At 69.3% G+C, this 18,091-nt stretch carries 19 protein-coding genes; 10 read left to right on the forward strand and 9 right to left on the reverse strand.

Going from position 1 to position 18,091, the window contains the following annotated elements; genetic code table 11:
* Nucleotides 1-153: 153 nt before the first annotated feature.
* From QZT59_RS13480 to deoC, 3 genes are all read right to left on the reverse strand, one after another.
* Nucleotides 154-513: a hypothetical protein gene (locus QZT59_RS13480; RefSeq protein WP_290817315.1), complete on the reverse strand. Its 360-nt coding sequence runs from the start codon at nucleotides 511-513 to the stop codon at nucleotides 154-156.
* 126 nt (nucleotides 514-639) lie between these two features.
* On the reverse strand, nucleotides 640-1,854 hold the full coding sequence (locus QZT59_RS13485) for an ATP-binding protein (RefSeq protein WP_290817318.1): 1,215 nt from the start codon (nucleotides 1,852-1,854) through the stop codon (nucleotides 640-642).
* Nucleotides 1,855-2,036: 182 nt separating this feature from the next.
* Nucleotides 2,037-2,675 (reverse strand): deoxyribose-phosphate aldolase, encoded by a 639-nt coding sequence (gene deoC / locus QZT59_RS13490; RefSeq protein ID WP_290817326.1) that lies wholly within the window; start codon nucleotides 2,673-2,675, stop codon nucleotides 2,037-2,039.
* Between the two features lie 290 nt (nucleotides 2,676-2,965).
* Between deoC and QZT59_RS13495 the strand changes: the two genes are divergently transcribed.
* The 5 genes from QZT59_RS13495 to QZT59_RS13515 all read left to right on the forward strand — a co-directional run bounded on the left by QZT59_RS13495 (nucleotide 2,966) and on the right by QZT59_RS13515 (nucleotide 7,532).
* The gene (locus tag QZT59_RS13495) at nucleotides 2,966-4,063 is read left to right on the forward strand and encodes a ribose 1,5-bisphosphate isomerase (protein ID WP_290817335.1); all 1,098 of its coding nucleotides are present in this window, start codon (nucleotides 2,966-2,968) and stop codon (nucleotides 4,061-4,063) included.
* A 237-nt stretch (nucleotides 4,064-4,300) separates the two neighbouring features.
* Nucleotides 4,301-5,137: a DUF63 family protein gene (locus tag QZT59_RS13500; RefSeq protein ID WP_290817338.1), complete on the forward strand. Its 837-nt coding sequence runs from the start codon at nucleotides 4,301-4,303 to the stop codon at nucleotides 5,135-5,137.
* Between the two features lie 219 nt (nucleotides 5,138-5,356).
* Entirely contained in the window at nucleotides 5,357-6,238 is an 882-nt protein-coding gene (locus tag QZT59_RS13505; RefSeq protein ID WP_290817341.1) for a carbohydrate kinase family protein, read from the forward strand.
* Between the two features lie 182 nt (nucleotides 6,239-6,420).
* Entirely contained in the window at nucleotides 6,421-6,681 is a 261-nt protein-coding gene (locus QZT59_RS13510; protein ID WP_343195779.1) for a HalOD1 output domain-containing protein, read from the forward strand.
* Nucleotides 6,682-6,806: 125 nt separating this feature from the next.
* Nucleotides 6,807-7,532: a nucleoside phosphorylase gene (locus QZT59_RS13515; RefSeq protein ID WP_290817347.1), complete on the forward strand. Its 726-nt coding sequence runs from the start codon at nucleotides 6,807-6,809 to the stop codon at nucleotides 7,530-7,532.
* Between the two features lie 44 nt (nucleotides 7,533-7,576).
* On the opposite strand, the gene QZT59_RS13520 is transcribed toward QZT59_RS13515, so the two are convergent.
* Nucleotides 7,577-7,927: a DUF5658 family protein gene (locus tag QZT59_RS13520; protein WP_290817350.1), complete on the reverse strand. Its 351-nt coding sequence runs from the start codon at nucleotides 7,925-7,927 to the stop codon at nucleotides 7,577-7,579.
* 420 nt (nucleotides 7,928-8,347) lie between these two features.
* Complete coding sequence (locus QZT59_RS13525; RefSeq protein WP_290817353.1) at nucleotides 8,348-10,126, reverse strand: acyl-CoA carboxylase subunit beta; 1,779 nt, start codon at nucleotides 10,124-10,126, stop codon at nucleotides 8,348-8,350.
* Nucleotides 10,127-10,635: 509 nt separating this feature from the next.
* Here QZT59_RS13525 and QZT59_RS13530 point away from each other — a divergent pair.
* Complete coding sequence (locus QZT59_RS13530; RefSeq protein ID WP_290817357.1) at nucleotides 10,636-11,877, forward strand: hypothetical protein; 1,242 nt, start codon at nucleotides 10,636-10,638, stop codon at nucleotides 11,875-11,877.
* Between the two features lie 31 nt (nucleotides 11,878-11,908).
* The gene (locus QZT59_RS13535; RefSeq protein ID WP_290817359.1) at nucleotides 11,909-12,430 is read left to right on the forward strand and encodes a hypothetical protein; all 522 of its coding nucleotides are present in this window, start codon (nucleotides 11,909-11,911) and stop codon (nucleotides 12,428-12,430) included.
* Nucleotides 12,431-12,586: 156 nt separating this feature from the next.
* On the opposite strand, the gene QZT59_RS13540 is transcribed toward QZT59_RS13535, so the two are convergent.
* Nucleotides 12,587-13,465, reverse strand: a complete 879-nt coding sequence (locus QZT59_RS13540) for a class 1 fructose-bisphosphatase (RefSeq protein ID WP_290817362.1) — start codon at nucleotides 13,463-13,465, stop codon at nucleotides 12,587-12,589.
* Nucleotides 13,462-14,250, reverse strand: coding sequence for a class I fructose-bisphosphate aldolase (locus QZT59_RS13545; protein ID WP_290817365.1), 789 nt, complete (start codon nucleotides 14,248-14,250; stop codon nucleotides 13,462-13,464). The genes QZT59_RS13540 and QZT59_RS13545 overlap by 4 nt, the downstream gene beginning before the upstream one ends.
* 335 nt (nucleotides 14,251-14,585) lie before the next feature.
* On the opposite strand from QZT59_RS13545, the gene QZT59_RS13550 reads away from it, so the two are divergent.
* The gene (locus QZT59_RS13550) at nucleotides 14,586-14,750 is read left to right on the forward strand and encodes a hypothetical protein (protein ID WP_290817369.1); all 165 of its coding nucleotides are present in this window, start codon (nucleotides 14,586-14,588) and stop codon (nucleotides 14,748-14,750) included.
* Between the two features lie 131 nt (nucleotides 14,751-14,881).
* Here QZT59_RS13550 and QZT59_RS13555 read toward each other — a convergent pair whose 3' ends face one another.
* Both QZT59_RS13555 and QZT59_RS13560 read right to left on the reverse strand, forming a co-directional pair.
* The gene (locus QZT59_RS13555) at nucleotides 14,882-15,982 is read right to left on the reverse strand and encodes an archaeosine biosynthesis radical SAM protein RaSEA (RefSeq protein WP_290817372.1); all 1,101 of its coding nucleotides are present in this window, start codon (nucleotides 15,980-15,982) and stop codon (nucleotides 14,882-14,884) included.
* A gap of 130 nt (nucleotides 15,983-16,112) precedes the next feature.
* Complete coding sequence (locus QZT59_RS13560; RefSeq protein ID WP_290817375.1) at nucleotides 16,113-16,307, reverse strand: HVO_0649 family zinc finger protein; 195 nt, start codon at nucleotides 16,305-16,307, stop codon at nucleotides 16,113-16,115.
* Between the two features lie 333 nt (nucleotides 16,308-16,640).
* Here QZT59_RS13560 and QZT59_RS13565 point away from each other — a divergent pair, with 333 nt between their 5' ends.
* On the forward strand, nucleotides 16,641-16,826 hold the full coding sequence (locus QZT59_RS13565; protein ID WP_290817378.1) for a DUF1328 family protein: 186 nt from the start codon (nucleotides 16,641-16,643) through the stop codon (nucleotides 16,824-16,826).
* Nucleotides 16,827-16,978: 152 nt separating this feature from the next.
* Nucleotides 16,979-18,091 (forward strand): aldehyde ferredoxin oxidoreductase N-terminal domain-containing protein (locus QZT59_RS13570; RefSeq protein WP_290817381.1); only part of this gene is annotated, 1,113 nt, incomplete at its 3' end.

Consider the following 18,091-nt stretch of genomic DNA (forward strand, 5'->3'; position numbering starts at 1 on the left):
AGGGAACCGCGAGCCGCGAGACTCCGAGCGCCAGCGAGGAATCTCGATATTGCGAGCGGTGACCGCAGGGAACCGCGAGCCGCGAGGTGGCGAACGATGCGAGGAGAGACCTCGTCGTCGGGCGGTTCGCCTCGACCGTCGCCTCGAACCGACTCAGCCGAGCCAGTACCCCGCGAGCAGCACGAGCCACCCCAGCGTCACCGTCGCGGTCAGCGCGGCGACGATTCGGCCCGCGGTCGGGCCCTCCGGACCGATCCCGTCGTCTCCCTCCGACGCGGGTCGGGCGAAGACGAGGGTCTCCATCCGATCGCCGCCGCGACCGTACGAGTACCAGACGAGGAGCGTCGCAACCGTGAGGGCGAACACCAGGTCGCCGAACGCGACGCCGGTCGCGAGCGCGACCCCGTAGACGCCGACCAGGACGGCGATCGGTGCGGCGACGAGGTACGTCGCGACGGCCACGCCGGCGCGGCCGAGTCGGTCGCGATCGGAGCGGCGCCCCTCGGTGGCCATGTGACCCCGTTTCTCCTCGCCCCCGATAACTGTTGGGTCGTTGATGTCACGGCCGGCGGGGACGGGCGGCGGAGAGCGGTCGCTCGCGGGCTCCGGGCGGTAGCGCTACTCCCGGTCGTCGTCGAGCTACTCGTGGGAGGCGGGTCCCGCCGGTCTCGACGCCTCCGCCGCGGCCGGCAGGGTGAACGAGAACGTCGACCCCTCGCCCGGCGTCGAATCGACGGAGATCTCGCCGCCGTGGCGCTCGACGATGCGCCGACAGAGCGCGAGTCCGATACCCGATCCGTCGTGCTCGTCGACCCCGTGGAGGCGCTGAAAGAGTTCGAAGATGCGATCCTGTTCCGCGGGGTCGATGCCGATCCCCTCGTCGCGAACCGAGACGACCCACGCGTCGTCGACCCTGTCGGCCGAGACGCGTATCCGCGGCGGCTCGTCGCCGCTGTACGCGATCGCGTTCGAGAGGAGGTTCTGGAACAGCTGGCGCAGCTGGCCCGGATCGCCGCGGACGCGCGGGAGCGGCCCCGCCTCGACGTCGGCGTCGGTCTCCTCGATCCGCACCTGCAGGTCCGTCACGGCGTCGGCGAACACCGCGTCGAGGTCGACCGGTTCCAGCGGCTCGCCCTCGCTCTCCACCCGGGCGTACCTGAGCAGGTCGTCGACCATCGTCCGCATCCGGTCGGCGCCGTCGGTCGCGAACTCGAGGAACTCCGTCGCCTCGTCGTCGAGGTCGCCGGCGTGTCGGTCCGAAAGCAGTTCGAGGTACCGCGAGATCATCCGCAGCGGCTCCCGGAGGTCGTGCGAGGCGGTGGTGGCGAACTGGTCGAGACGCTCGTTGGAGGCCTCGAGCTCTTCGACGGCCTCCTCGAGGCGCTCGCGCGTACCGTCGAGCTCCTGATTGCGTCGCTCGAGTTGATCGCGAGTTCGGTTCAACGCCTCGTTCCGGCGCTCGACCTCCCGTTCCCGGGTGAGCGCCCGAGCGTCGTGGACGCCGATCGCGAGCCCCGCCACGGAACCGATCGCCAGCGCGATCGCTCGCGTTGCGAACGAAAAGGACTCGCCCACCCCGGGATGGGCCGCACGGAACAAGAGAAAGACGAACATCACGCCCACGCCGGCGAGACACCAGCCCGCGATGCGCGGGTACAGCGACTCGTCGACGTTCGAGCGGGACAGCCGGCGACCGACGTAGAGGATCAACGCGCCGGGCAGCCCGACCAGTACGAAGTCGATCAGCGCTTCCAGCGGCGGACCGCCACCGCCAACTTTGACGAGGGACTGTCCGACGGCGGTCGCCAGGAACAGCACTCCCAGCGCGTAGAGGTATCGCGGCCACGAGCGCATTCTCGGAGCCGATAGTCACCGGACGTACATCAGTTCGCTGTCTGTTTTTGGTGACTGTCACCGGCGACTGGTCCCGAGAATCCCCGTCCCTACGGGGCCGCCCGTCGTCGGCGCGAAGGGCCTTGGACCCCCACGGTCGCGCGATCGTCGCGACGTGGCCCGGTGCGTGCCGACCGGTTCGTTCACCCCTCCGGCGCGCTCTCGAGGATCTCGATCCCGCTCGAAGCGCCGATTCGCTCCGCGCCCGCGTCGATCATCCGCATCGCGTCCTCGTAGGATCCGATCCCGCCGCTGGCTTTCACCGGCAGGTACTCGCTCATGAGCTCGACGTCCGGAACGGTGGCGCCGCCGTCGGCGAACCCCGTCGACGTCTTCACCATGTCCGCGTCCGCCTCGACCGCCGCCTCGCACGCGCGGCGCTTCTCCTCGTCCGACAACAGCGCGGTCTCGATGATCACCTTGACGGGGACGGGAACGGCGGCCACCAGCTCGGCGAGTTCGGCCTCGACCGCCTCGTCGTCGCCGGCTTTCAGCCGGCCGACGGCGACCACGACGTCCAGCTCGTCGGCGCCCGCTCGCCAGGCGCGGACCGCCTCCTCGCACTTCGCGGCCGAGGCGTGCTGTCCGTGGGGAAAGCCGACCACGGTGGCGATCGTGAGGTCGGGGAATTCCTCGCGGACGTCGGACACGTAACACGGCGGAATGCAGGCGTTGGCTCCGTACTCGGCGGCGGCCTCGCAGACGGCCCTCGCGTCCGACGGCGTCGTCTCCGGACCCAGGACGGTGTGGTCGATCAGCGGGGCGAGTTCGCTCCGTTCCATGGTGACGTCTCTCCGGGGAACCGTAAAAAAGCGCGCACGCCGACCGGTCCGCGATCCCCGTCGCCGTCCGAAGCGCAGTCCGCACCGCCGGCCTGGACCCGATCCGCCTCACCATCCGGAGCGCGATTCGTACCGCCGGCCTGGACCCGATCCGCGTCCCCGCCCCCGTACCGGGCTCGGTCCCCGTCGCGAGCGGCGGGCGGGCTCTCGACCTGACCGACTCCGGGAGAGGTTCGCAGCGCGTTCGACTCGCCCCACCGGCTTTTGGGTCGGGAGGTCTAACGGGTGGTATGAAAGAACAGGGCACGGAAATCGAGCCGACGGTCCGGGAGACGGCGACCGCGATCGCCGAGATGGACGTCCGGGGCGCGGCGACGATCGCCGACGCCGCCGCCGCGGCGCTGGCCGCCCAGGCCCGCGAGTCGACGGCGGAGACGCCCGCCGCGTTCCGCCGCCAGCTTCGGTCCGCCGCGCGGGAGCTGTACGAGACCCGACCGACCGCGGTGAGCCTGCCGAACGCGCTTCGGTACGTCCTCCGCGGGATGGAGGGGTCCACCGTCGCCGAGTTGCGATCGGCGACCGTGGCCAGGGCCGAGGCGTTCCGGACGGACCTCCAGGAGGCCCAAGCGCGCCTCGGTCGCGTCGGCTCGAACCGGCTGCGCGACGGGGACGTCGTGATGACGCACTGTCACTCCACGGACGCGCTCGCCTGCGTCGAGACCGCCCTGGCCGAGGGCAAGGAGATCGAGGCGATCGTCAAGGAGACCAGGCCGCGCAACCAGGGCCACATCACCGCGACACAGCTCCGCGAGTGGGACGTCCCCGTGACGCTGATCGTCGACGGCGCCGCCCCGCGCTTTCTCGACCGGACCGATCACGTTCTGGTGGGCGCAGATAGCGTCGCCGCCGACGGAAGCGTCGTCAACAAGATCGGCACCCGCGGACTGGCGATCGCCGCCCGCGACGCGGGCGTGCCGGTCACGGTCGCCGCCGGAACCCTGAAGCTCCACCCCGACACGATGACCGGTCACACCGTCGAGATCGAAACGCGCGACGCCGCGGAGGTGCTCTCGCCCGAACGGCGGACGGAACTCACCGCGGCCGAGGGCGACGACGAGCTAACCGTCGCCAATCCGGCCTTCGACGTCACGCCGCCGCGGTACGTGGACGCGATCGTCACCGAGCACGGCCAGTTCCCGCCGGAAAGTATCGTGGTCCTGATGCGCGAGCTCTTCGGGGAGACGACCGCCGAACCCTGGGCGCCCCGCGTCGACGAGGAACCGACCGACACGACGGGCGGCGCGAACGGGACGGGAGCCGGCGACGCGAATCCGCCGAACCCCCGGGACGCGAGCGGGACGGAAACCGGAGACGCGGACCGTAACTGACCCGCCCGCGGGCACAGCCGCCAACCTGGCAGTCCGCACCGCTACAACGCTGCCCGCGCGCACCGCCCCCGACCTGGCAGTCCGCACCGCTACAACGCTGCCCGCGCGCACCGCCCCCGACCCGACGAACGAGGACCGGCGGACGGCCGACCCTCGGCGTCGAACGGTTCGTGCCCCTCAGCGGCGCTCGCAGCCAACCGCAACTTGTTTGACCCTGCTGTGAGCCTGTAATCACATATGGTGTTGCCGGAGGGATTTGCGATTCCGCCGTGGTACTTCGTCGTGCCGCTCGTACTGGGGCTGTCGGGAGTCGTCGCGCTCCTGTGGGCGATCGATCCGCCCGTGACCGACAGGACGGTGATCGCGTTCGCACCCTGGATGATGCTCGGGTCCGCGTTTCACGTCCTCCAGCGCGAACCCGTCGGGGCGTTCCCCGCCGCGATCGAGCCGCTGTTCGGGACGCCCAGCGTCTACGTGACGATCGCGATCGCCGCAGGACTCGTCTGGATCGTGGCGAACTTCCTGCACGCGGCCGGGCTCTACCGGTCGATCCCCGCGTTCGTCGGGATCACCGGGACCGCGTTCTTCGCCGTCGTCGCGTCGCTCACGATCTGGCTGGGCTACCAGGCCGGCCAGTTCAACCCCTTCTGGCCGACGATCGCCATCGTGATCACCGGAGTCGTCACCGCGGTCGTCTGGATCGTCGTGAGCCTCTGGTTCACGGACGTCGCCGCCGTCACCGGCGCCACCGGCGCCTTCGTCGTCTTCTCCCAGGCGCTCGACGGCGTCTCGACGGCCATCGGGTACGACCTGCTGGGCGCCGCGGAGGAGGTGCCGCTCTCGCTGCTCGTCCTCGAGGCGGCCGAATCCCTCCCCACCTACGAGTACCTCGGCGCCGGCTGGCTGTTCGTGCTGGTGAAGATCGCCCTCGCCGTCGTCGTGGTCGGCCTGTTCGTGGACCTCGTCCGCGAGCGGCCGCGATTCGGCCGGCTGGTGCTCGCGTTCGTCGCGGCCGTCGGGTTCGGCCCCGGGGTCCACAACGTGTTGCTGTTCACCGTCACGTCCGGCGCCTGATCGAGAGCCCGCGGGCGGCGCTCGCCCGTTCCCCCCGGCGCCGGTCGGGTCTGTTCGTTCCGCCGACAGTCGAAGGGACCCGTCGCGTCGGCTGACGGTTGTCCACGCTTCGTTTCCCCGTCGGAGGCGTCCGTCTCCCAGATCGACCGACCCGGAGGGCACCGACGACGTGCGAATCGGCGGCAGGATTTTGCCCGCGGAGGTCGTTTTGGCGGTCGCATGCCGAACGTGCTCGTCGCCGGTCACGTCAACTGGGACGTCACCCTCCGGATCGATCGCCTCCCCGCGCCGGACGCCGAGGCGTCGATCCGATCGCGCCGCCAATCCGGCGGCGGCAGCGCCGCGAACGTCGCGGTCGCGCTCGCCCGCCAGGGCGTCGACGTCTCCCTGATCGGGAGCGTCGGCGACGACGAACACGGCGCGCGACTCGCGAGCGAGCTCGAGGCGACGGACGTCGACTGCGCCGGAGTGCGAACGGTCGAGGGCACGCCGACCGCCTGCAAGTACCTGCTCGTCGACGACGACGGCGAGGTCGCGGTGCTCGGCAACGACGGCGCGAACGAGGCCGTCCGGCCGAGCGACGTCGACCCGGCGGTCGTGCGCCGGGCCGATCACGTCCACCTGACGAGCCAGCGCCCCGAGACGGCGGCGGCGATCGCGCGGATCGCGCGAGACGCCGGAATCCCGGTCAGCTTCGATCCCGGCCGGCGACTGGGCGATCGGCCGTTCGACGCCACGATCGAGCGCGCCGACGTCGTCTTCGCCACCGGTCGCGAAGCGGAGGCGTTGCTCGGCAGCGAGGCGGGCCACCTGGCGTTCGGCGAACGAGTCGTCGTGGTGACCGCGGGCGCGGACGGGGCCGCCGTTCACGCGCCGGACGCGACCTACCACCACCCCGGGTTCGACGTGGAGTCGGTCGACGCTTCCGGCGCGGGCGACGCGTTCGCGGCCGGCTTCGTCGCCACGACCTGCGAGACGGACGATCTCGAACGGGCGCTGCGATACGCGAACGCCTGCGGCGCGCTGACGGTCCGTCGGGACGGCGCGCGCACCGCCCCGTCGCGGACCGCCGTCGAACGATTCCTGGCGGCCCGGGAGTGAGCCGACCTCGCGAGGGGACGAGACCGCCGAGTCGGCGACGTTCTCAGGCGACGTTGTCCGACGGAATTTTTATTACACGAGCCGTTGGCCCCTCAGATAGCCCGATACAGGGCCCAGAGAGAGACATGAGAGAGCGAAGCAGTGGCGACTACGGCCCCCGAAGCGGGGCCCGCCGAGGGTGGGTGGAGTACAGTAGATCTACCGGCGAATCGCCGAGCGTCGCCGTCGCGTCCGCGCTGGCACGATTCTACGACGAGGCGGCGGCCGACAGAATACCGCGGCTGTACGACTACGTCGACCCGGACGGACTCGACGCGCTGTTCGCGGACCGTCCAGACGGCACGCCGCGGGGGAGCGGGGAGGTCCGGTTCACCGTCGAGGACGCGACCGTCGTCGTCAGACCCGAGACGGTTCGGGTGTTCGAGAACGCGTCCCCGCGGTAAGTCGCGACGATCGGACGTCGCGTCTCCCGGCCGACCGGTGACGGGTCACCCGGCGAGCGACGCCGGGGTGCTCGCGCGTCGCCGAGAGCGGATCGCTTTTGGTTCGGCCCGGGGAAACGGCGACCATGACCCAGCCGCACCTGCTGGTCGACGAGGGAGACGTCACCGACCTCGCGCTCGTTCCGGGGGACCCGGGCCGAGTCGATCGGATCGCCGGCCACTGCGAGTCGGCCGAGACCGTCGCCGAGAACCGCGAGTACAAGGTCGTCAACGCCACCTACGAGGGCCGGGAGCTGACGATCTGCTCGACGGGCATCGGCTGCCCGTCGGCCGCGATCGCCGTCGAGGAGCTCGCCGCGGTCGGCGTCGAAACCGTCCTCCGCGTCGGGACGACCGGCGCCCTCCAGCGCGGCGTCGAGATCGGCGACATGATCGTCGCGACCGGCGCGGCCAAGAACGAGGGGACGACCAGGCGCTACGAGGACGTCGAGTACCCCGCCGTGCCGGACTACGAGGTGCTCTCGGCGCTCGTCGACGCCGCCGGGGACCGGGGCGAAGACGTCCACGTCGGTCCGATCGCGAGCGACGACGCCTACTACGCGGAGACCGACGAGTACGTCGAAGACTGGGAGGCCGCCGGGCTGCTCTCCGTGGAGATGGAGGCCGCGGCGATCTTCACGCTCGCCCGCCGGAAGGGGTTGCGCGCCGGCGCCATCTGCACCGTCGACGGGAACCTCGTCGAGGGCACCCAGAAGGGGACCGACACCGAGGACGACGAGCTCCCCGAGAAGGCGAAGAACAACGTCGCGCGGGCGATCGACATCTCGCTCGCGGCGGCGACGAAGCTCTAGGTCGAACGAGGCGTCGCCGCCGTCGGAGCGGAGTCGGCGCCCGATCACGCCACCAACGAGATCATGTAGAGGTTGATCAGGACGGCGGCGGTCCACGGGATCGCCAGCGCCGCGGGGATGATCGGGCGGTACGCCCGGTCGACCAGCGGCCGGCAGGCCAGCGCGATGGCGACCGCGCCGGCTTTCAGGGCGATCATCCCCAGGACGCCCCAGCCTTCGATGGCGGTTCGCGCGATCGGATTCGATTCGGCGAGACCGATGTGCAGGCCGACGAACGTCGTGACGATGTCGCCGACCAGCGAGAACGCGACCAGTCCCCAGAGCGCGCGTTCGAGCCCCTCGGCGTCGGTCAGGCCCAGCCGCCAGACTGCGGGCGTCGCCCAGTCGGAACTCATACGCGCCCCGCCGGAGTCGAACCGGTCGCCGGGCCCGCGGCCGCCCGCGGGGCGTCACGACCGGAACCGCCACGAACCGTGACATTGTTATCCCAGGCGTATCCGCCAGCGACCTGGCGTAACCCTAGCCTACCGCCGAGTCGAGGCCGGAGAACGCCGGCCGAGAGCGGCGACTGCGGGGGACCGACGGCCGGATTCGACGGACGACGGTCGCGCCGAGGACGAATACACGAGAGAAGGGGTGACGGCGACGGTGACGGATCGACGCCGAAACGCCGAGAAGACGGCGGTGGCGGATCGACGCCGAAACGCCGAGAAGACGGCGGTGGCGGATCGACGACGGAACGCCGCGAAGACGACGGTGGCGGATCGACGCCCGAACGCCAGGAAGGCGGATCGACCTCGGAACGGCGGCGCCGACTACAGGACCGTCCCGTGTTTCTTGCTCGGGAGCTCCTTCTCCAGGTCCTCGTAGAAGGCGAAGCGGTTCTCGAGTTCGGTCCGCAGACTGCTCGGCGGGACGATCTCGTCGATGACGACCTCGCTGGCCATCCGGTGGATGTCGATGTCCTCGCGGTACTCCTCGCGGAGCGTGGCTTCCATCTCCGCGCGCTCGTCCTCGTCGTCGATCGCGTTCAGCTTCCGGGCGTAGACCGCGTTGATCGCGGCCTCGGGGCCCATGATCGCGATCTCGCCGGAGGGAAGCCCGATGACGCTCTCGGGGTCGTAGGCGGGCCCGCCCATGGCGTAGATGCCGGCGCCGTAGGCCTTGCGGACGATGACGGTCTGCTTGGGCACCGTCGCCGAGGAGGTGGCGTAGATGAACTTCTTGCCCTTCTCGAGGATCGCGTCCTTCTCGACCTGCGAGCCGGCCATGAAGCCGGGCGTGTCACAGAGATACAGCAGCGGGACGTTGAACGCGTCGGACTTCCAGATGAACTCGGCGGCCTTCTCGGCGGCGTCGGGGAAGATCGCGCCCGCGCGGTGGGCCGGCTGGTTGGCGACGATGCCGATCGGGCGCCCCCCGATTCGGGCGTAGGCGGTGATGATCTCCGCCCCGTAGTCGGGTTTGAGCTCGAAGTACGAGCCCTCGTCGACGATCCGGTGGATGACGTCGACCATGTCGTAGCCGCGGTTCGGGTGCTGGGGGACGATCGAGTCGATCTCGGCGGGGGATTTCGCCGGCGGAATGGCGTCCCGTTGCGGGGGCTTTTCGTCCGCGTTGTCCGGAAGGTAGGCGATGAGGTCGGCGACGAGCTCGCGGGCGTGCTCCTCGTCCCTCGCGACGAGGTCGGCCGAGCCCGACTCGCGGGCGTGGACGTCCGGTCCGCCGAGGTCCTGCATGCTGATGTCCTCGCCGGTGACCATCCGGACCATCCGCGGGGAGGCGATCGCCATCGCCGACATCCCCTCGACCATGATGGTGAAGTCCGCGAAGACGGGCGTGTAGGCCGCGCCGGCGATGCACGGGCCGTAGAGCACGCAGATCTGGGGCACCCGGCCGGAGAGCATCGAGTGGTTGTAGTAGTACTTGCCGATCCCCTCGCGGTTGGCGAAGAAGCCGGTCTGCTGGTCGATCCGGCCGCCGGAGGAGTCCATCAGGTAGAGCACCGGGCGCCCGCTCTTCAGCGCGCGCTGTTGCATCCGGAGAAACTTCTCGACGCCCTTCGCGGCCATGCTCCCGCGCTTTACGGTGTAGTCGTTGGCCATGAAGTGGACGTCCCGACCCTCGAACGTCGCCGCGCCCGTGATGAGCGCGTCCGCCGGAAGCCGGTCGTCGGCGTCGAACTCGGCGAACTTGCCGTCCTCGAAGAGGAACTCGTCGTCCTCGCCGCCGAACCAGAGGTCGAGGCGTTCCCGGACGAAGAGCTTGTTTTCCTCCGGAAGCTGTTCCTTGTACTTCTCGTGACCGCCTTCGAGGATCTCGGCGATCTCCTCCCGGAGTTTGCGCTCGCGCTCGGTCGGCCCGGGCTCGTCGCTCTCGACGGTGACGCCGTCGCCGTCGGTCGCGCCGATCGTCCCCGCCGCGGCGGCGTCACCGGCGCTCATGCCGGGGGCGGCGGTCACCTCCCGGACCGCCGTCGGCTCGCTCTCGTCGCCGACGTACACCTCCACGTCGTCGCCGACGTGCTCGGCCATCGCGGCGGCGATCGCCGACGCCTCCGCCGCGGACGCGCCGGCAGAAATGCGCACCTTCATGGCAAAATCTGCGAGGGTCGGCCCCAAACCGTTTTCCATTCGAGTCGGCGGTCCGAAGCCGATCGAACGCGCTCGAACGAGTCCGATCGCCGCTGGAAGGGACGACAACACGGACGGGCCGTCGACACCTGGTCCGGCGTCGACGTCCCACGACCGGGGCGAACGTGGACACGATCGGCGTCGGGTGGACCGGGCGACGACGTCCCCGAGGTAGAGCGGCCCGTTGCCAGAACGCGCGCCCTATTTTCGGAACGAACGCCCTATCTCCCGAACGGCGCGACGAGCTTTTCAGAACGAGCGGCGCGGCTCGGAGAGAGGCGTGCGGCGGCGCGTTCGGCACGCGCTACCGCCGGGATACACCCGGACGGCGGTTAAAACCTGGGAGGAGTGTGCAAGCAGAATCTGGAACCCCCTAACGGACGTCTAGAGGTAGCGTACGGCGGACCGGCCGGCGCGCAGGAGCGGCGGGGCGCGGCGAGACGCGGCGATCGGTCCGTCCACGTGGGAGCATGGCCGACGCACACGACGAACCAGCGGGGCGGGAAGAGCCTTCGGTCCCGACGGGAGAGCCCTCGGACGGCGAGGCGCCCACCGACTCGAGCGAGCTCCACGTCGACCGACGAACGGTGCTCCGCAACGCGGCCGGCGCGGGGTACGCCCTCGGCGTGGCGCACGTACTCGGGGTCGACGACTACCTGACGGCGAGCGGCGGGACCGTCACCGTCGACGCGGCGCTCGTCAGACCGGACCCGGACGATCCGTCGACGGTCGAGCGTCGGACGCGGGAGGTCCCCGCGCGGTGGCACGCGGCCGTCTCGGCGGCCCTCGAAGTGCACGCTCGACTGACGCGGCTCTCGATTCCGGGCTACGTCAACAGCGCCGTCGTCCCCGGTTCGTACGACGACGGGTCGGCCCGGATATCGATCGGGTTCAGGGACGGTGACATGCGGAGCCTGCCGAGCGATCTGGCCGGCCTCCTCCCGCGTATCGACCTCGACTGGGACGGGTCGTTCGACGACGTCTCGCTGCAGGTCGAGGGGGTCGACGCGCTGGACCACTTCGAGACCGACCTCGACGAAGATGCCGAGCCACACCTCGTCCCGTACCCCAACATCGATCCGGTCCCCGGCGGCGTCCGCTGCGAGACGAGAGACAGCTACGCGACGGTCACGCCGGCGCTCTACCATCCCGAGGCGGACGAACCCACATTCGCCACCGCCTTACACGCCTACGCGGGCGACTCCGCGATCGGCGCCCCGTTGCGGCTCCCCGCCAACCGGACCACCAGTCGGCCGGAGATCGGGTACGTGACGGACGAACTCCCCGACGCCGACGTCGCCGTCGCCCGGTCGACGGACGAGTTCACGCCCGGGAGCGAGCTCGACGTCGTGGATCCGATCCCGGTGGCCGGACAGTACACCCTCTGGGGGCTCGCCGACCTCATCGCCCGCGGCGAGTACGTCGAGAAGATGGGCGGGACGACCGGTCGGACCCAGGGGCGAATACACGGCGTCGACGCCGCCACCTGCGTGACCGCCGACAGCTGCCGACGCGGCCAACTTCGGTGGGGAACCGAAGCCGACATGAGCGACGGCGACAGCGGCTCGGTCACCTACCACCCGGATCCCGACCTGGCCGACGGCGCGCTGATCGCGTCGATCAACAGCGCCAGGACCTGGTGGCCGGGCCAGGATCACGTCTGGGGGATCGCCGCCCACGCGCTGACCGACGAACACGGCTACCACTTCTGACCATGGTCGAACCAGCACGCCGCCACCACGCATGATCGAGAACGAACGATACCGGGCGCACGGGCGGGCCGTCGTCGGCGCGGCGTGGTTCCTCCTCGCCGCGGCGCTCTGGGTGATCGGACTCTTCTTGCTGTTCCTGGCGACGGGCTGGCCCCGCTGGGGGTTCTACGCGGCGGTCCTCGTCGGCGCCGTCGCGCTGGTCCAGCTGAACGGGCGGCGCTCGTCGAACGAGGCGGCCGCGGACGGCGAAGCGCCCGATGCCGAGCCGCAAACGGACGGTCCGGACGAGAGCGATCCGGGCGTGCACCTGACCGACGGCGGTCCCGAGCCGGAGTGCGCCGCTACGAGCGACGAACCGAACCGCGTCACTGCGAGCGACGAACCGAAGCAAGGCTCTACGAGCGACGAACCGAAGCAAGGCTCTACGAGCGACGAACCGAACCGCGTCACTGCGAGCGACGAACCGAAGCAAGGAACTACGAGCGACGAACCGAAGCAAGGCTCTACGAGCGACGAACCGAAGCAAGGCTCTACGAGCGACGAACCGGAGTGATTTCGTGGTGATCGCGACTCCGGTAGGGCGTCGATGCCGCGAACCTAGCCGTCCGGACGGGGTGGCGATGACCGGAACCCAGCGGCCAGGTCGTGCCGCCGGTGCCGTGGGCCGTCGGTCAGAACGGCGGTCGCGATCGAATCGCCCCGCTACGGTTCACTCGAGCGCGTCCTCCAGGCGCTCGATCAGCTTCGTGTTGCCGACGTGGACGGGCACCCGGTCGTGGAGCTCGTCCGGTTCGACTTCGAGGATCGAGCGGGTTCCGTCCGAGGAGCGCCCGCCCGCAGACTCGACGAGGTGCGCGATCGGGTTCCCCTCGAACTGCAGCCGCAGCTTCCCCCGCGGGCTGTCCTCGAGGGCTGGGTACGCGAAGATCCCGCCGTAGGTGAGCACCTGGTTGACGTCGCCGATCATCGCGCCGCCGTAGCGTAGCTTGAGCGACGGGTCGGACTCGATCTCGCGGACGTACGCCTCGAACTCCGCCGGCCAGTCGGGAACGCGGCCGCCGAACCCGTAGACGAGCGGGTCCTCGGGGAGCGTGACGTCCGGATCGACGAGGGTGCGCTCGTCGTCGGTCAGCTCGTACTTCTCGACGGTCCCGTCCCGGGCGTAGGCCATGGTCGTGATGGGGCCGTACAGGATCCAGCCGGAGGCGACCAGGGACGTCCCCGGCGCCGGCAGTGGCTCGTCGTAGATCCCGAAGACCGTCCCCATCGTGTTGTTCGACTTGAGGTTCGAGGAGCCGTCGAGCGGATCGACGGCGACGTAGAGGTCGCCGTCACCGACGGCGGAGATCTCGACGCGCTCTTCGCTCGCGTACTCGGCGACGCCCTCGATGGCCGCCAGGCGCTCCCCGAGCAGCTCGTCGGCCCAGACGTCCGCTTCGGCCTGGGTCTCGCCGCTGGGATTCTCCTCGTCTACGTCCTCGCGGCGGCCGACCAGCCCCCGACGGATCTCGTCCGCCGATCGGGCGATCACGTCGACGACCGCCTCGACCGCGTCGGCGTCGTCGGCCGTCGCGTCGGCGTCGCTCATTCCTCGAGGGCGGCGTCGGCCGTCTCGCCCTCGTAGATGACCTTCTCGAGGGCGTCGAGGATCCGGGTCGGGTCCTCGCGCTGCCAGACGTTGCGGCCGACGGCCAGTCCCTTCGCGCCCGCGTCCATCACGGCCTCGACGGTCGAGAGGAACTCGTAGTCGGAGGTCTTCGAGCCGCCGCTCATGACGACCTTCATGTCGCCGGCGCACTGCACGGCGTGGGCCATCGCCTCCTTGCTGCCCGGATACTTGACCTTCGCGACGTCGGCGCCGAGTTCGAGCGCGAGCCGGGTCGCGTAGGAGATCGTGCTCGGCTTGGTGTCGTTCTTGAGCCCCTGGCCGCGCGGGTACGACCACATGACGACGGGCATGTCGTACGCCCGGGCGTCCTCGTGGACGTCGCGGAACTCCTCGACCATCTCGATCTCGTGGTTCGAGCCGCCGTAGACGGTGAAGCCGACGGCCGAGGCGCCGAGCTCGGCGGCGTAGTCGACCGAGCAGTTCACCGCCGAGTCGGGCTCGCCCATCCAGAGGTTCGAGGTGCCGTTGATCTTCATCAGGAGCTCGACGTCGTCCTCGTAGCTGGGGTAGTAGCCCTCGGCGACGCCCTTCTGGACCGCCATCGCCGTCACGGCGTCGTGGGTCGCCGTTTCGAACACCGTGGACGGGTCGAGCTTCTCCGGAACCTCCTCGAAGTCTACGGGACCGTGCTCCAGCCCGTGGTCCATCGCCAGAATCAGCACCTTTCCGTCGCGCACGATGGGGGAATCGTCGATCGGAATCATCTGATAGAGTGGTGCCACGGGCGCGTATTTATCTCTGATGGTACGTTAGTAAGAAAATTACACAGTCTGTAGTAAACATTCCAAATTTCGACGCGGGCGGTCGTCGATCCGCGGCGAATCGACGGCCGATTCGGGACGACCCGCCAACGGAATCCGACCGCGACGACCCACCTCCACCGGGCGACCGTCGGCGGCGAGGCGGGTCGGCACGCCGAGAGCCGAGTCTGACCCGTGCGCAGAATGTCCGTCTGGGCGATAGATCGGAGACGATGACCGTTTCTCGGGACCGAACGGACGACGTGAGAATTATGACGATTCGCCCCGACCGGTTCCGCATGAGCGGACCGACCCACCGCTGTACGTGTGGCGCGACGCTCCGTTTTCGACAGGACATGGAGAAAGACGACACCGGCGTCTATCCCACCTGGAAGTGCAAGGACTGCCTGACGCCGATTCCCGGGAAGGTCGGGGAGAAGCTCCGTCACCAGCACCCGTCCTGACCCGGGGCGACGTCCCGGCAGCACCGTTCGCCGCGAGGAGCAGACGGGCGTCCCGGCAGCACCGTTCGCCGCGAGGATCCGACGGGCGTCCCGGCAGCACCGTTCGCCGCGAGGATCCGACGGGCGTCCCGTCAGCGAACCAGCGGCTGGTTGTAGCTCGCCTCCAGTTCCATCACCGCCTCCCAGGTGGCCTCGCACTCACAGGAGACCTGCGAGAAGACCGAGGGATCCTGCCGGAGGCCGAAGTCCTTTATCGCCTTCTGGACCAGATCGTCGCACTCCGTGCAGTTGTGGGGGCCGCGGTCGGAGCCGTGGCCCACGGGGTCCGAGACGACGATCGCGTCCACGTCGGCGGTCTCCTCGAGGACGTGCGCGACCGACCAGAGCCACGGCGGGCGGTAGCCGTCGCGGAAGTAGAGTTCGTCCACCATGGTGTAGCGCTGGACGTTGCAGGGGTTCATCGAGACGGTGTGACAGCCCTCGACGGCGGCGCAGCGCTCGATCGAGGAGATCATGTCGGCGACGGCCTCGGATTCCGCGAGGAACGGCGGCTTCATGAGGAGGTAGGTCTTGACGCCGGCGTCCGCGTCACCGCCCGCGTCCGCGTCGGCGGCCGCCGCCTCCGCGCAGGCGTCCTCGAAGTCCGCGAAGTCGAAGTACTTGTTCACGCAGTCGTGGCGCACGCGGTCGGTGGCCGTCTCGAGGCCGATCGCGACGTCGGTGTGGAGGCCGTGGCGGGTGAAGTCGGCGATCTTCTCGCGGTCGACGAAGTCGGGCAGGGATTCGACGACGATGCGCTCGCGGTCGGCGAACGTCTCGGCGATCGCGCGGCGGGTCTCGGCGCCGACCTCTCGCTCGTCGAGGAACGAACCGGAGGTGTAGATCTTGATCAGTTCGGCGGGTTCGTCGGCGCGGTCGGCTTCGTGGGCGAGACAGACGTCGATCTGGTCCATCAGCGCGTCGTGGCTGACGCTGCCGCCGTCGACCGACTCGGCGACGTAGCCACACATCGTGCAGCCGCCGGCGCGGGCCCAGCGACAGCCGCCGGTGTTCAGGATGATCGTCAGGCTCTCCGTGACGCCGGTGGGCGTGTTGTCCTCGTCCAGCCACACGCGCGTGGGTTCGTGGGGATCGTAGCTCGCCTCCTTGCGGGCGCGGATTTCCCGCATCACTTGGTTGTGGGCGTCCATCCCCTTGCCCTGCTCGTAGACCTCGGGCGTGGGTTCGCTCATTACCGGACGAAGCGACCGGGCGCGTAAAGCGGCTTCGTCTGCGCGACGGGACGGTGCGGCCGAAGATCGATCTCGGGACGAACCGACGCGCCGCTCGCGTCGACGAGGGAGACGCCCCCGCGCCGGCGGCTCAAAGCCGCAGCTCGCGGACGTTGCTCGCGCCACAGATTCGACAGGTGTGCTGATAACGGACGCGACTACCGGTCGCCCGAACGCGCCAGCCGCCTTCCTCGTCGACGAAGCCGCACTCCACGCAGTGCGGTTCCGCGTCCTCGTACTTCTGTCGGAGGCGCTCGAACGGCGAGCCCGGACCCTTGAGAGCCATGTGGTACCATTTGACACGGCACCGCATAAACATACCTTTCTGCTGTCAGTTCGGGTGAGAGTCCGTCGTAGTGATCACGTCGGGAGCCGTCCGACCCAAAATCGTCCGGCCGCGAAGACGGCATGCGGCGGAAACAGCCTCACACGTGACGGCGGCCCGATGGACCGATTTACGCACGACGGCGGCCCGATGGACCGGGCTACGCTTGACGGCGGGGAACGAGATCACCCCCTATCGATCGCACGGATTACAGCGTCCGTTACGCCCGTAGACCGGGACAAACGTCGCTGGACCGTGCCGTCGTTTTATTTAGGGTGATGTGGAAGCCCGGCTATGTTCGAAGTTGCCCCGCTGCAGATCGCCGATGGTGGATTCCTCTACTGGGCGATCGTCTTTTTCGTCCTGGCGATCGTCGCGGCCGCGGTCGGCGCCCGGGGAGTGGCCGGCGTCACGATGGAGATCGCCCGGATCTTCGTGTTGATCTTCCTCGTGTTGGCCGTCATCTCGCTGTTGCTCTGACCAGCGGGCGACTTCGGGACCGAGGCGACTTCGGGACCGAGTCACGACCGGGGCGGAGCCGCGGCCGACGGCGTCGACGTAACCGCATACGGTTATCGTTTGGTGCTAACTCCTAACAGACCAGCCGTCGTACTGAACCGTACACCCTTACCATGACCGAACTCGGCGGTTTCCACGACAACGTCGCCCGAATCGATCTGTCCGACGGGTCGGTCGCCCACGAGTCGATCGACGACGAGGACGCGAAAAAGTACATCGGCGCCCGCGGACTGGGCGCGAAGTACGTCTTCGAGGCCGGACCCGACGTCGACCCGCTCGGACCCGACAACCCGCTCGTCTTCATGAACGGTCCCCTGACCGGCACCCAGACGACGATGAGCGGCCGCATCGCCGTCTGCACGAAGTCCCCGCTGACGGGCACCGTCACCGACAGCCACCACGGCGGCTGGTCGGGCGCCCGGCTCAAGTGGGCCGGCTTCGACGGCCTCATCTTCGAGGGCCAGGCCGACGACCCAGTCTACGCGTACGTCGAAGACGGCGAGGTCGAACTCCGGGACGCGTCCCACCTCTGGGGCGACGGCGTCCACGACACTCGGGACGCGATCGAGGAGGAGGTCGACGGCGCCTACGGCAAGAACCTCTCGATAATGGCTATCGGTGAAGGGGGCGAGAACGAGGTCCGCTACGCCTGCATCATCAACGAGGACGACCGGGCCTCCGGGCGCGGGGGCACCGGCGGCGTGATGGGGTCGAAGAATCTCAAGGCGGTGGTCGTCAAGTCGACGACGAAGATGCCCAAACCCGCCGACCAAGAGACCTTCAAAGAAGGGCACACGCAGGCGATGCAGGCGATCAGGGAGTCCGAAGTGACGGCGCCGAACGAGGGCGGCCTCTCGCTGTACGGGACGAACGTCCTGATGAACGTCAGCGAGGAGATGGACGGTCTCCCGACGAAGAACGCACGCTACACCTCGACCAGGAGCGCCTCGGAAAGCGAGGCCCCTGGCGAGGAGCGCCTGCTCGACTCGGAGAAGGTCTCGGGCGAGAACGTCCGCGAGAACATCCTCGTCGACGAGCCGACCTGTCACTCCTGTCCGGTCGCCTGCAAGAAGGAAGTCGAGGTCAGCTACCAGCACAAGGGCCGGGACATGAACGTCCGGATGGAGTCCTACGAGTACGAGTCGGCGTTCGCCCTCGGCCCCAACTCGATGAACGACGACCGCGACTCGATCGCGGTGATGATCGACCGCTGTAACGACCACGGC

Source organism: Halovivax sp., from assembly GCA_007119345.1.
In the GTDB taxonomy this organism is placed as follows: domain Archaea; phylum Halobacteriota; class Halobacteria; order Halobacteriales; family Natrialbaceae; genus Halovivax.